General features: G+C 52.1%; 9 protein-coding genes. 1 reads left to right on the top strand and 8 read right to left on the bottom strand.

Going from position 1 to position 13,979, the window contains the following annotated elements; all coding sequences use genetic code 11:
• Nucleotides 1–2: 2 nt before the first annotated feature.
• The 3 genes from EFB02_RS07470 to dxs all read right to left on the bottom strand — a co-directional run bounded on the left by EFB02_RS07470 (nt 3) and on the right by dxs (nt 4,737).
• Nucleotides 3–200, bottom strand: coding sequence for a hypothetical protein (locus tag EFB02_RS07470; protein WP_122820954.1), 198 nt, complete (start codon nt 198–200; stop codon nt 3–5).
• Nucleotides 190–2,661 (bottom strand): HAD-IIA family hydrolase, encoded by a 2,472-nt coding sequence (locus EFB02_RS08865; RefSeq protein ID WP_147471054.1) that lies wholly within the window; start codon nt 2,659–2,661, stop codon nt 190–192. The genes EFB02_RS07470 and EFB02_RS08865 overlap by 11 nt, the downstream gene beginning before the upstream one ends.
• A gap of 204 nt (nt 2,662–2,865) precedes the next feature.
• Nucleotides 2,866–4,737, bottom strand: coding sequence for a 1-deoxy-D-xylulose-5-phosphate synthase (gene dxs, locus EFB02_RS07455; protein ID WP_234992781.1), 1,872 nt, complete (start codon nt 4,735–4,737; stop codon nt 2,866–2,868).
• A 96-nt stretch (nt 4,738–4,833) separates the two neighbouring features.
• On the opposite strand from dxs, the gene EFB02_RS07450 reads away from it, so the two are divergent.
• Entirely contained in the window at nt 4,834–6,633 is a 1,800-nt protein-coding gene (locus tag EFB02_RS07450; protein ID WP_122820950.1) for a chloride channel protein, read from the top strand.
• Between the two features lie 399 nt (nt 6,634–7,032).
• Here EFB02_RS07450 and acnA read toward each other — a convergent pair whose 3' ends face one another.
• The 5 genes from acnA to EFB02_RS07425 all read right to left on the bottom strand — a co-directional run bounded on the left by acnA (nt 7,033) and on the right by EFB02_RS07425 (nt 13,814).
• Nucleotides 7,033–9,735, bottom strand: a complete 2,703-nt coding sequence (gene acnA / locus EFB02_RS07445; RefSeq protein WP_122820949.1) for an aconitate hydratase AcnA — start codon at nt 9,733–9,735, stop codon at nt 7,033–7,035.
• Nucleotides 9,736–10,025: 290 nt separating this feature from the next.
• A complete protein-coding gene (locus tag EFB02_RS07440) occupies nt 10,026–11,408 on the bottom strand; it encodes a hypothetical protein (protein ID WP_122820948.1) in 1,383 nt (460 codons plus the stop codon).
• 9 nt (nt 11,409–11,417) lie between these two features.
• Nucleotides 11,418–12,209: a metal ABC transporter permease gene (locus tag EFB02_RS07435; protein WP_122820947.1), complete on the bottom strand. Its 792-nt coding sequence runs from the start codon at nt 12,207–12,209 to the stop codon at nt 11,418–11,420.
• Nucleotides 12,206–12,871 carry a metal ABC transporter ATP-binding protein gene (locus tag EFB02_RS07430; protein WP_122820946.1) on the bottom strand — a complete coding sequence of 222 codons (666 nt, stop codon included), beginning with the start codon at nt 12,869–12,871 and terminating at the stop codon, nt 12,206–12,208. The genes EFB02_RS07435 and EFB02_RS07430 overlap by 4 nt, the downstream gene beginning before the upstream one ends.
• Entirely contained in the window at nt 12,864–13,814 is a 951-nt protein-coding gene (locus EFB02_RS07425; protein WP_122820945.1) for a metal ABC transporter substrate-binding protein, read from the bottom strand. The genes EFB02_RS07430 and EFB02_RS07425 overlap by 8 nt, the downstream gene beginning before the upstream one ends.
• Nucleotides 13,815–13,979: the final 165 nt, after the last annotated feature.

The raw sequence follows: 13,979 nt of genomic DNA, 5'->3' as shown, positions 1-13,979 counted from the left end.
AGCTATTTCCTTTCTACCTGCGCATCCAGCGAATCCAGGGTAGCGGACAGTTTACTAGCGACGACCTCTATATCACTTAAAGTAACCTGCGGGTAGACGCTCTTCCCGTCCGAGGGCCAACTGGCAATTAACTGGTCGATATCAGATTTTCGCGCCGTTAGCTCAAGATCTTCCGGAGAATCCTGCAGGTTATTCTGCATCTTCAGTGTCACCCTCGTTGGAAAGGAATGCCTCTGGTTGCGGAGCTTCGCTAGCTGCTCCCTCTTCGCTTATCGTCTCAGCTGCCGGCTCCCCATCGCTAGGAGTTGGTGTCATACTGGGCGCAACCAAGTCTTGCGGTTCTTCCTCGGCAATTCCACTGTCATCCTTCGAGGAATTGGAGGCTGAGGTTTCCAACTCGCGTACTACCTCCAAATCTGGTAGATGCACGAACACACCTCGATCACGGGCATCCCAAACCGCTGCCACCAGAGCACGATAATCCTCTAGGCTAAGCACCTGACCGTTATCCACCGGTTCCTCATCACGCATCACTCGCCCATCTTCGGCAACCAGGAAAGCCGCCGATTCTCCACTGGTCCAGGCTCCGGTAGGTTGATGAACCGGGCCGGGATGTACTCGCATTAAGTCAGTGAGATCCAATCCCAGATACGAGGGACGTCGCTCGGGATAGGCGAGTGCTACCGCTTTAGCATCGGATACTCCGGTGAGGACATGCATGCAGAGCATATCGGCAGCCACTGCCCCGGCAATATCCGTATCGAGGCGATCGCCTACTGCCAGAGGTTTAGTTGCCCCCGCATGAGCAGCAGCCTTCCGGTAAATCCCGGCAAATGGTTTTCCACCTGCGAACGGCTTTTGTCCTGTGGCATGCTCTACCGCCGCTACCAGAGAACCGTTCCCCAGGGCAAAACCATGCTCGGTAGGCAAAGTAGCGTCTAGGTTAGTAGCCATGAACAAAGCGCCATCGTTAATCGCATAGGCAGCTTCTGAAAGCTGCCGCCAGCCAACTTCCGGACCGTAGCCTTGAATAACCGCCACCGGATGTTCACTGGCCTTGCTCACCACTTCAAATCCGGCATTTGAAACCGTGTCGACGAGCGCCTGCGTTCCAATTACCAGAACTTTTGATGCTGGCTCAATCTTTTGCGCGAGAATCTCCACCGTGTCTATAGCCGCAGTCATTACCTCTGCCGGATTGGCGACAATTCCATGTCCTTTAAGTTTTTCCACTACCTCTTCGGGAGTGCGGGAAGCATTATTGGTTAGGAACTGAAATTTGATTCCACTCTCGCGCGCTGCGGATAAACCGGCAGCAGCGTTGGGAATATCACGGCTACCGGCATAGCACACCCCGTCTAAATCGATTAATAACGCATCGGCAGTTTCGACGAGCGGTTTACGACTACCATGAAGGTCAGAAGGAACATAGGGGTTGTCAGCTTCGAGGACTTCCTCCAGGTCTACAATGGCCACCGTGTCCGGAATATCCGGGGTTTCCGCAGCGACTTTGTCCGCTTCTTCATCTTTACCGAGTTCACGCAACAAATCGGTCTTATAGGAAAGGATTCGCGCTAACATCACCGGATCTTCCAGTGGCTGTTTTTCTAAGAATTGATCGATTAGCAGAAGTGCCGCATCTGATTCACCTAGATCATGACGGGCTCCCGCCTGTACTATCACCAGTTCCACCAAGTCAGATAAATCAAAGTCAGAGGTGTCGGTTTCGGCGATAATCTCTAGGGATTTTTCGGGTTTTCCGAGGGCTCGCTCGCAGTCAGCCTCGATAGCTCGCAAACCATCGGTTCCAGTAAGACGGCGGGCAGCTCGCACCTCCCGCAGGGCTTCGCTATATTTCCCGCACCCATAGGCGGCGAGGGCAGCAGCTTCGCGAACTACTCCGATCCTCCCTGCGCGACTAACTGCCGCCTTGGCATGTAAATAGGCCTCCTCGGCATCCACATCCAATAAAGATCCTGCCATTACCAGGTGACGAGCCACTATTTCCGCGTTATTTGGATCTAGGGAAGATAAAGCCGCCCGAGATTCCCTATCAAGATCAGAGGCTTTTACCCCCACAGGTATTTGAGGTTCATTGTCGTGACGCCACTGTTTTGCACGGTATCTAGAGTCGTGCACCCCATAGGAATGTTTACCCTCCCGAGGCGCTTGCGATTCCCGCTCCCGGCGATCATCACGCCGGTTGTCACGACGTTTATCGCGATCAAACCGGTTTCCTCCCCGATTAAATCCCCGGTTTCCTCCGCGTTCTCCGCGGCCCAAGGATGAGCGCCCTAAGCGCTCTCCGTTACCGCGATATTCCCGGCGATCATCGTAATTTTCACGCCAATCCCCACGCCTATCTTCGCGTTGTCCCCGATAGGATCCTTGGTCTTCACGGTAGGATCCGCGACGGTTATTGCGCTCATTGCGGGAACCAGCACCTCTCCAATCCCGTCCTTTGCCACCTGAGCGGTTATTTTTACGGTATCCGTCCTCGGATTTTCCATGCCCGCGATAACCATCCCAATCGCCCTGCCGCTGACCTCTAGAGTTAGAGTGGTCGCGTTGATTAGAGAAATTCCCCCCGCTGCTCGACTCAGAACGTCGCTTGCGCCATTGGGGTTCGCGTCTGCCGCCTTGCTGATTAAAATTACTCAACTCTAGATCCTTATCTGTTCGTTAGTCTGCTGCCTTCTATTCTAAACGTAAAGGCAACGGTAAAGCTGCCTGCATAGGTTGTCTATCCTCACTATTTCGCAACTATTACTGGCCGCAAAGGTAGATTTTAAAAAAGTCGCGTCTTTTCTCACTAGTGCGGTTGAAAACTAGTCGCCACTACGCCAGCTATGCCCCCATGAATATTTAGTCAATCAGCGGCGCAAGTTCATCTAACATTGTTGACGTTGTCATCCCAGAATCTTCTAGCAGATGATCACGAGAATCCGTGGGCAGGAAAGCACGGGGAATCCCAAAGGATTTAATCGGGGTGAAACAGTTATTACTGGCGCAGGTAGTGCGCAACAGCGCCCCCACTCCATTGGTAACTTCCCCGTCCTCGATAGTGATAGTCAAATCAGCGGCAGCCACCTGCGTTACGAGGGCGGCAGAAATGGGGATTACCCAGCCAGGATCTAGGCATTTAACCGTGTGCCCCCGCCCGGCAAGCTCTTTTGACAACACGATTGCCTGTCCCGCCATAGCTCCCACTGCTAACACTAGAATGCTTTTACCTTGACCCGAGTGCTGGAATAAAACATCAAGACCATCTATGTTTGTTTCCGCTTCAATATCTTGCGGCACACTCCCCTTGGGGTAACGCACTATGGTCGGGCCATCCTCGATTGAAACCGCCTGTCCCAGAAGTTTGCGTAAAGTTCGCCCATCACGAGGCGCGGCCACTCTGATTCCCGGGATCATGGCCGCGATAGCCAAATCCCACATCCCGTTATGACTGGCACCATCAGCTCCAGTAATACCCGCACGATCTAAAACCACAGTTATTCCCTGCTTATGCAAGGCAGCATCCATTAACAGCTGGTCGAAGGCGCGGTTTAGGAAGGTGGCATAGAGGGCAAGCACTGGATGACAGCCAGCAAAAGATAACCCGGCAGCCATAGTCATCGCATGTTGCTCGGCGATTCCAACATCGAATACTCGGTGTGGAAATTGGGTTCGCAGCGGCTTTAACCCAACCGGTTCCATCATTGCTGCCGATATTCCCACAATCTTGGGGTTGCGCTTAGCCAATTGTACGATCTCTTCAGCAAATACCGCTGTCCAGCCAAAACGTTCTTTCTTCACCGGCAGCCCGGTTTCGGGATGGATTGGCCCTACGGTATGGAAATGATCGGCATCATGTTGTTCTGCCGGAGTATATCCGCGCCCTTTTTCCGTGATGGCATGCACAATTATTGGTCCGGAGAATTCTTTCGCCCGGGCAAGCACAAACTCGGTGGCCACAATGTCATGTCCGTTAACCGGGCCGGTATATTTAATTCCCAGGTCAGAAAACATTACTTGCTCGGGAGAAACCATATCGGCCATCCCTCGTTTGATCCCATGCAACGCTTCATAGGTGAGTTCCCCCGGTTTGCCGCGAGATTTTAAGTGTTGTTTTCCCCATCGCAAGGCGCGTTCATAGGCAGGAGAGGTTCGCAGGGCATCTAGGTGATGGGCAAGTCCCCCGATAGTAGGTTCATAGGAGCGCCCGTTATCGTTGACCACAATAATCAGACGCAGATCGGGACGTTCAGAAATATTGTTTAGCGCTTCCCAGCTCATTCCCCCGGTCATGGCGCCATCACCGATTACTGCCACCGTATAGGAACGGTCACCTTTTAGGGCTTTGGCTTCCGCGATTCCCTGTGCCCAAGACAGCGCAGTTGAAGCATGGGAGTTTTCTACCACATCATGTACGGATTCTGTACGGGAAGGATAACCTGAAAGTCCCTGCGCTGTGCGCAGATGGGCAAAATTTTTGCGTCCTGTCAGAATCTTGTGGACGTAGGCTTGGTGTCCGGTATCAAAAATAATGGTGTCACTGGGGGAAGAAAACATGCGATGCAGCGCGATAGTTAGTTCCACTACCCCCAGGTTGGGGCCCATATGTCCACCGGTTTTCGCCACATTCTCAACTAGGAATGCCCGGATTTCACCGGCCAGCTTACTCAGTTCCAAGCTGGAAAGATTTTTCAAATCTGCCGGGTTATCTATCCGATCCAGAATTCTCACCACCCAGCCAGTTTAGTCATATTTTGATTTTTTAAGGGCGAAGACGGATTTATCGGCGGTTATTTGCATTAGCGACCCTCAGGGCGTCAAACTAAAGCCATGGGTAATAAGAGGTCAGGGTTTACCGGCTCCTTTACGAGCTCACGAGCTGGTCTGACTGCTCTTTCCATCGCTACCGGGGCGCTAGTTGGCCTAGTTTCGGTAGGTTTTTACTATTTAATTGAGAGCTGGAGTTATTTGGTAACCGGTTATACCGACTATCCTGCTCACGCAGGCGCCCCCCACGGATTCTTCGGTTTAGCACCAGCGTTTATCATTGCAGTTCCAGTGCTTTCTGCTTTGCTTTATGCACCGGTAGTTGAATATTTCACCCCTGGTTCTCGCGGGCATGCCGTCCCGGAAGTAATGTTCGCCGTTCGTCGCAAAGGTGGAAGGATTCCCGGACGCAACGCCCTAGTAAAACTTTTTGCGTCCTCTCTAACTTTGGGAGGAGGAGGAAACGCTGGGCGCGAAGGTCCAATCGTAATGATAGGAGCCGCGATTTCTTCTTGGATAGGGATGCGCCTGGGACTCAGCAAACAACGCTTAATGTTCCTGTGTGCTTGCGGGGCTGCCGCCGGGATTGCCGCTACTTTTAACGCTCCCCTGGCGGGAGCCTGTTTCGCAGTCGAATTAGTACTCGGTACCCTCAGCGCCGAAGACTTTGTTTTCATTGTGTTTGCCTCGGTATCGGCTTCTCTGGTTTCTCAACAGTTTCTCCCTGATCGTGCCAGCGTGCCTCTCAGCCAATCTCTTGACCTGTTTTCCCACACCGATTACCTGCTGGTAGCCCTGGCTGCTTTGGTGGCAACGCTGGCGGGAATCGGGTTTTCTAAACTTATCTACCTGGTTTGGGACGGCATCGACCGGGTATACCACTGGAAAGCCTGGTTTCGCCCCATCGCGGGTTCAGTATTGTTGGGGATTTTTCTCTACTGTTTTCCACTGCTATACGGCACTGGGGAAAGCGTGCAGCTGCGGGTACTTTCAGGTGATTTCCCAGTCTGGATGATTCTTGCATTACTTTTAGGGCGTGCCTTGAGTGCCGCTTTCACGATTTCTATGGGGGGAGCCGGCGGAGTCTTTGGCCCCACCCTCTTTGTGGGAGCCTGCGCAGGCATGGCCGTGGGAGAGCTAGTTCAGCCCTGGTCGGCTTCTTCAACCGCCATTTATGGAGTAATCGGGATGGGCGCGGCTTTCGCGGCAGCATCCCGCGCTCCCCTAACTGCGGTGTTTATTATTATCGAGATGACTAGGCAATATTCTCTAATCCTTCCGATGATGTTGGCGGTAGCGATTGCTACCGGGATTTCCCTATTTATGACCCGTTCGACTATTTATACTCAAAAGCTGCACCGCCGCGGTGACCGGCTATCTGACCCGGTGTCAGCTACTTTATTGGGACGCAGCACGGCCGCAGATTTAATGCATCAGCCCCCGCATGTTTTAAGCGCAGATATTACTTTGGGAGAAGCCGAGAAAGCCCTGGAAACCTCGGAAGAAACTTCCTTAGCGGTGGTAGATTCATCCGGAGCTTTCCTCGGCTCCGTAAGCGCCCTACTGCTAGGGGAAGAGATAGACAAACGCGGCGCGGATACTCCCTTGGCGCAGATCTCTTTGGTCGCCGCATTTTGCACTCCCAAAGAGCTCCCTAGTCAGGTCCTCAGGGAGCTGGCAGAGTCCTCACTTTCGAACCTGCCGGTAGTGGGACGCTCCCAAAAGGTCTTGGGTTATGTACGAGGACGCGACTTGATCGTCAAGCTATATCGTCAGCAAACCCGCGCGCTTAGCCAACGCGATCTGGGCGATTCCCTGGGCAAACGCATCCGCAAACGCTGGACCGATTACCGCCACCGCTAACGATGTGACTCTCAGAAATACGGCACCAAACGAAGATCCGGGGCAGCAAAATCCGGGGTGGCAAAAGATGCGAGAGGGGGCTTGAGCCGAGCGAAGCAAGGCTCACCGGGATCCCCCGAGCGCTTTTGCCGCCCCGGACAATATGGGCTTGCTACCTACTTATAGCGATTTACACATTATTCGCTGTGATGAAATCCGCTATAGCAGCAAAACTCTGGGCACGGTAAAAGATGCGAGAGGGGACAGGACATAAATCGTTACCTTCAGAATCGGATACGTTCTCCTCCAGATGGTTTCCTATTTTGCCCTTGTCTTATATCTTGCAAGAATCACCGGGTCCCCCGAGCGCTTTTGCCTCCCCGGATACTGTGGGCTGGCTGCCGAGTTTCTAGCGATTAACTAAGCAACTAGGTTGCGCAGTACGTACTGCAGGATCCCACCGTGGCGGTAGTACTGAGCTTCACCGGGAGTGTCGATCCGCACGGTGGCGTCGAACTCTACGGTGGAGCCATCGGTCTTGGTCGCTTTCACCTTCATGGTCTGCGGAGTTACTCCCTCATTCAGCTGCGTAATACCGCTGATGTCGAACGTTTCAGTCCCGTCGAGCCCTAGGGAATCGGCGCTTTCGCCTTCGGGGAACTGCAGCGGGAGAATCCCCATCCCGATCAGGTTGGAGCGGTGGATACGTTCGAAGGAACGAGCGATAACCGCTTTTACGCCCAGCAGCAGAGTTCCTTTAGCAGCCCAGTCACGCGAGGACCCGGTACCGTACTCCTTGCCGCCTAGTACTACCAGTGGCACCCCGGCCTGGGCGTAGGACACTGAGGCATCGTAAACCGGCACCACTGGGGCGTCAGCTTTGGTGAAGTCCTTGGTGAAACCGCCCTCAACGTTGTCGAGTAGCTGGTTACGGATACGAATATTTGCGAAGGTACCGCGCATCATCACTTCGTGGTTACCTCGCCGCGAACCGTAAGAGTTGAAGTTACGCCGTTCCACGCCGTGGGAGCTGAGATACTGTCCCGCCGGAGTCTTAGCAGCAAACGCACCCGCCGGGGATATATGATCGGTGGTTACCGAATCCCCTAGTTTCAACAGCACCCGGGCTCCGGAAATATCTTGTACCGGATCTGGGCTTTCCGGCATTCCCGCAAAGAAAGGAGCCCGGCGTACATAAGTGGAGGCCGCATCCCAGGCAAAAGTGGGTGAATCGGAAACCTGCAGCGACTGCCAACGATGATCACCGGCGAATACATTTTGGTAATCCTGCAGATACATTTCACGGTCAATGGCTTGCCCCATGACTTTTTCTACTTCATCGGCAGCTGGCCAAATATCACGCAGATAAACGGGATTCCCGCGGTTATCTGTACCCAGCGCCTCGGTTTCGAAATCAAAATCCATTGTCCCGGCCAGCGCGTAGGAAATCACTAGCGGCGGGGATGCTAAGTAGTTCATCTTTACATCTGGGTTAATTCGCCCCTCAAAGTTGCGGTTACCAGAAAGCACTGACACGACGGTCAAGTCCGCCTCCGCTACCGTGTTGTGAACTTCCGGAGGCAGCGGACCGGAGTTTCCAATACAGGTGGCGCAGCCGTATCCAACAATATCGAAGCCTAACTGCGACAAATAAGGCATCAGACCCGCCTTTTCGTAGTAGTCACGCACTACCTGAGAGCCGGGAGCCAGCGAAGTTTTAACCCATGGTTTGGGTTTGAGACCCTTTTCGGCAGCGTTCTTGGCGAGTAAACCAGCCGCCATCATCACCGAGGGGTTTGAGGTGTTAGTGCAGGAAGTAATGGAGGCAATCACTACATTGCCATGATCCATCACTACTTCTTCCCCGCTATCCAGTTTCACCTGGGTAGGGCGGGTAGGACGCATCAGTTTCGGATCAATAGTATTATCGCCCGCCACATAGTCGGGCAGAATCTTCTTGAAAGAATCTTTGGCCATTGCCAGCTCGATGCGGTCTTGGGGACGCTTCGGACCAGCAATCGACGGCACTACGGTGGACAGATCCAGTTCCAGATATTCGCTGTAACGTGCCTCGTGATCCGGATCATGCCACAGTCCTTGCCGCTTAGCATATTCCCGCACGAGGGCACAGGATTCTTCGCTGCGTCCGGTCAGGTGCAGGTAGTCAATGGTGACGTCATCGATCGGGAAGATGGCGGCGGTCGAGCCGAACTCGGGAGACATATTGCCGATAGTGGCGCGGTTGGCCAGAGGAACTGCTCCCACGCCCTCGCCATAGAACTCTACAAACTTACCGACTACCCCGTGGTCACGCAGCATCTGGGTGATGGTCAGGACTACATCGGTAGCGGTGGCGCCGGGCGCGATTTCCCCAGTCAGCTTGAAGCCCACTACTCGTGGAATCAGCATCGATACTGGCTGGCCGAGCATGGCCGCTTCAGCCTCGATTCCGCCTACTCCCCAGCCGAGGACACCGAGGCCGTTAACCATGGTGGTATGAGAGTCGGTACCTACCAAGGTATCGGGGTACGCCAGCGCGCCATCCTCGTCCTCATCGGCGAAAACTACCCGCGCCAAGTATTCGATGTTTACCTGGTGCACGATTCCGGTCCCCGGGGGTACTACCCGGAAGTTTTCGAAGGCGCCCTGCCCCCAGCGTAGGAACTGGTAGCGTTCCTGGTTGCGCTGATACTCGATATCCATGTTTTTCTCAACGGCATCTTTTGATCCGAAAACGTCAATTTGAACCGAATGGTCAATAACCATCTCCGCCGGTACCTGCGGGTTAATCAGGTCAGGGTCTTTTCCTAGCTTCACCACCGCGTCACGCATAGTCGCCAGGTCGACCACACAGGGAACACCGGTGAAGTCTTGCATCAAGACTCGCGCCGGACTGTACTGAATTTCCTGGCTAGGCTGGGCAGCAGGATCCCAATTTGCTAGCTGCGCGATCTGCTCTTTGGTGATGTTCTCCCCATCCTCGTTGCGCAGTAGGTTTTCTGCCAGGACTTTTAAAGAGTAGGGCAATTTTTCGATCCCCGGCACCGCTTTTAGGTCGTAGATTTTATAGCTCTTACCGCCAACACTTAGTTGTGCCTGCGCCCCGAAGCTGTTTAAACTCATTGCGCCTCCCGCCGGAAGTAAAAATATTTTCTGTTGATATCAAGATACTTTGGGAACCACCCAAATGCCAGTACCCCAAAGTTTTACTTTTCTTCAGCAAATAAAAATGAGGCTCAACAGAGCTAAAACCCTTGTTATCTGCAAATACAGGAGTGCGGACTGAGGAAAAGGACATCACCCTTCCTCAGCCCGCACATAAGATTCTTTACCCAGAATCCGGGGATTTATAAAAGAATTTCCTTACTTAATTTTCTTTTTCGTTACCTTCTGCCAAACATTCCTAGAACTTTTTAGGGGGCAACGTCCGCAGCACTTCCCCAACCGTTTTCCCCTTTGGGTCGCGCCTCTGGATGCAAAACCAGATACTTCAAAGTAGCTACTACCTGCCGGGCACTGTAACCGTGGAACATATTATCCTTACCTCCGCGGGCGAACTGGATAATCGTATCCAAGGTCATGTAGTGATAGTGATCGTAATGAGGAATCACGAAACGCTGATTTTCCTGGTCAAAGCGGGTGGCATGAGTTACGTTTCCGTAGGTGATGTACTCCAAGGGGACTATTAGTTTCGCTTCCACCTGGTCGTAGGTAAACTTTTCGTCTTCTTGAACCTCAGTAGTGTCATGCGGTTTCTCTTCTTCGTATTCGGTGATTTCGATATCTGGATACAGCTCAGAAGGATCGGTATAGCTGATTCCTTCATGGCCATCAGCAAAATGTAGATGCCAATGGTCTCCATGGCGTTGAATTTTTACGACGCGTTCGGAGTCATCAGGTTTTTGCTGTCCAGGTTGGTTATCAGGTTTCGGCTTCGGCGCCTCCCCATTCCCGCCATGCGAGCCAGAGTACTGTCCTATCTTTATTTGCGGAAAAACTTTAGCGGGATTTTCGTAGGTTATATATTCCACACCTGCCTGAGTATAGGCATGATAGTGATCCGCATGCTGCAAAATTTTCACAATCGGCAACTTGGCGAGCTGCTGCAGAGAAACCACCTGCACCAGCGATAATCCTGCACCAGGAACCGGTTTCACACTCGGACGCGGCTTAGTCCCCCCTCCCGGAGCTTGCCAAGGAATGGTTTGACCACCCGCGGGGCTTACCTGCGGACGCCACGGCTGGTAGCTGGGGACGCTAATTACTCCACCCCCGTGGCTGCCGGTATAAGTACCAATGGCGATCCCGGGGTAAAGGGCGCTGGGATTCGAGTAGGTGACAAACTCCTGACCGTCAGCAGTATAAATATGATAATGGTCGCCATGTTTTAAAATTTTTATTACCCCATGCGATGCTACCTGCCCCAATTGTCCCGCAGAAAGCACTTTCGCGGTACTACGCAGTTGTCCAGCACTCCTGGCCTTGGTGGGGTCGGTGTAGGTAATAATTTCACGCCCGTCTTTAGTAAAGACATGCCAGTGATCACCGTGTTTTATTACTTTCACGATTTCGTCGCTGGCTACTTCTCCGTCCAACAAAACCTGAGTGGTTTCATCTAGTTTGAACTTAGTATCTTGAGGACGAGCCGCCACTTTCCCGGCAGAAGAGGCTATCTTCCCCGATCCGCCAAGGACGTCCTCACCGTTATCAAAAACACCTCCAAATGCCAGCGCACTAGAGGTCAGCAGTAGAGCGGCAGCTACCCCCGCCCCTACCATTAGCTTAGTTTTGGCCATGTTTTCTCCTTATTTTTTCCGAAAGACCAAGGCTGCCAGCAGCCCAAATACCGATATGAGGACGATTACCGCGCCGGGGCGCAGGTTTTGATAAAACGAGATCGCCAGCCCCGTGTAAACAAAAAATAAAGACATGATTACTGACAGCATTAGCGTGCCACGATAAGTACGCGCGAACTGCATAGCAGCAATCGAGGGGATAACCAGGATCGAGGAAACTATTAATGACCCAATAGTTTTTGCCGCCACCGACACTGCCAGTGCCACCAACAGCGCGAACACAAAATTGAGGATACGAATATCAATCCCTAATAGCTTGGCCGCCGGGGAATCAAATAGGGTCAAAAAAAGACGGCGATACATAGCAGCGTAGACCACCGCCACGATTACCCCCACCCCTAACACCAGATATAGCTCCAGGTCACTTAGAGTAACGATAGAACCAAATAGATAGGTAGTGATGGCCGTGGAACCACCGGAAAAACTGGTAAAAATCCCGGCGAGACCGATCGAGGCTGCTAACACGATAACCGTAGAAATTTCTTGATAGGCTCGCAAACGCACCCGCACCGCCTCCACGCAAAGAGCAGCAACTACGCAGGCGATAACCGACCCCAATAATGGGTTAAAACCAAAAGCCAGTCCAGCAGCCACTCCTGCCAACGAGGAATGCGATAGCGTATCCCCCATCATCGACAGACGTTTAAGCACAATCGGCAAGCCGATCAGCGGCAAAATTACTGCCAGTACCGTTCCTACCAGGAAGGCACGTTGCATGAAATCATAAGCAAATAGGCTCATCGGCCGGCCTCATTTTCTTCCAGTTTAAGAGAAAAGATTTTTCCTGCGGACAAGCGATAAGCACTATCTAAGAACGGAGATACCTCTGCCAATTGATGAGTAACCATCAAAACCGATTTCCCCTGGTCACATTGCTCACGCAATAGGTGGTAAAGATCGAGCGAAAATTTTTGATCAATACCACCTGTAGGTTCATCCAAGAGAATCAGACGCGCCTGCTTAATGAGCGCCAGTAAGACTCCCACTCGCTGCAGCTGCCCACCGGACAGCTCACGCAAGCGATGGTTACGTACCCCGCTTAACCCCACAGTGTCCAGCAGGCTGGAAACTTCGCTTTTTCTTTTCAGATGTGCCAGATGGATCCGCACCAGCTCCGCCACGGTGGTAGGAAAGTTACGGTAGCCACTTACCGCATTTTGGGACAGATAGGCGAGGTCCCGATAGTGGTTGTCTAAGCTTCCCAGGTCTCCGAAAAGACGAATTTCTCCTTGCGAGGGACGCAAATTGCCTAGGATTAGATTCATCAGGGTGGATTTTCCTGCCCCATTATCGCCACTTACCGCCACAAACTTTCCGGCAGTAAGGGATAAATCCACTGACTGCAGCACCAGTTCATCTGCGTAAGCAAAGGCTACTTTATTTACTTCCAGAATCTTATTCACCGAAGGATTCCATCAAGTTAGTTAGGTTTTTCTCCATCAAACCTAGATACCCCAGCGCTGCTTCCTCCTTGGTTAAGTGCTCCATGGTGTAGAGGGTGCCAGTTTTAGCTCCGGTAGTGCGCGCTAGAGTTTCCGCAACCTTCGGAGTGGCTTTCCCCTCAAAAAAAATCGTGCTGATCTGATGTTTCTTCACGAAATCAGCAATGGTAGCCAATTGGTTAGCCGAAGGTTCGTCCTCGGGAGAAATCCCGGTGACAGCCACCTGTTTGAGTCCATAGTCATCTGCCAAATAGTTAAAAGCTGCATGGGAGGCAACGAAATAACGTTTGTCAGCGGGAACTTTAGCGATTTCCCGGGCAAATTTTTTGTCTAGCACCCGGAATTTTTGTTGGGATTTTTCCAGATTTTCGCGGTAATAGCTAGCATTTTCAGGATCTATAGCACTAACTTTTTCACAGATTGTTTTCAGCTCTGCCTGGGCATTTTTAACGCTGAGCCAAGTATGGGGGTTAACTGCGGTGGTATCGGTGCGGGCTGCATCCTTATTTCTTAATAGGGTTAGCCCCTGCGATAGATCTAGGAATTTACTATCTCCTCCGAGACTCTCGCGGAGGTCATCGATAAAACCTTCCATTCCGGCACCGTTATAAATGATTAGATCGGCTTTTGAGAGTTCAGCACGATCGCTGGTTTGTAGTTCAAAGTCGTGAGGCTCCTGGGAGCCTTTAATAACGGTTTTAACTTCCATCTTGTCGCCGACTATCCTGCTGGTCAGATCAGCCACAGGGAAGAAAGTCGCATAGACCAGGGGTTTATTTGTTTCTCCAGCATTTTTCGCATTTACCCCTCCCTGGGCGCGAGTAGTGCACCCTGCTATGGAAAACACCAACAGGGCAGCAATCAGCGATGCCAGAAGAGATTTCAAGCTATTTTTATGCACCATTTTCCTAACCGTTTTGAGTTTCGCTCAGCAAATTACTTGTTTCGTTCAAAAAACTTAACAGTAATGAGAACTGTTATCAACTTAGGTAACTATGCGGCTGCTCACCATTTTTCGTGTTTTGCTATAAATACCTCTTCCACTGCAACCAGCACACAGATTTGTTAA

It is taken from the genome of Varibaculum vaginae (assembly GCF_900604285.1).
Lineage (GTDB): Bacteria > Actinomycetota > Actinomycetes > Actinomycetales > Actinomycetaceae > Varibaculum > Varibaculum vaginae.
The sequence above is the reverse complement of the archived record's forward strand: the minus strand, read 5'-3'. Positions and strand labels throughout refer to the sequence as shown.